Origin of the sequence: Streptomyces sp. CA2R106 (assembly GCF_037034245.1) — a bacterium.
Taxonomy (GTDB): Bacteria; Actinomycetota; Actinomycetes; order Streptomycetales; family Streptomycetaceae; genus Actinacidiphila.
Genome location: NZ_JBAGKC010000204.1, coordinates 1 through 292, shown reverse-complemented (window position 1 = coordinate 292; position 292 = coordinate 1). Strand labels below are relative to the sequence as shown.

1 protein-coding gene is annotated in these 292 nt (G+C 69.9%); it reads right to left on the bottom strand.

What is annotated here, in order from left to right:
* A partial coding sequence (locus WA788_RS35750) for a hypothetical protein (RefSeq protein WP_335984703.1) occupies positions 1-243 on the bottom strand: 243 nt, incomplete at its 3' end.
* Positions 244-292 lie beyond the last annotated feature (49 nt).

The following is a 292-nucleotide window of genomic DNA, read 5'->3' as shown; positions in this document are numbered from 1 at the left end:
AGCCGACGAAGCATCCCCACGACCGGCCACCGGCTTCGGCCAATAGTGCTGCCGCTGGAACGCATACGTCGGCAGCCCAACCTTCACCGCCCGACCCTCATCAGCGGTCACCGCGGCCCAGTCCACGTCGACGCCTGCGGTCCAGGCGCTCGCCAGTGCGGTCAGCCACCGGTCCCGGCCACCGTCACCACGCTGCAAACTGGCCGCCGCGACCAGGCCCTCACCCGCCTGCGCGACCGCCATACCCAACACCGGATGCGGACTGACCTCCACAAACACCCGATGCCCCTCA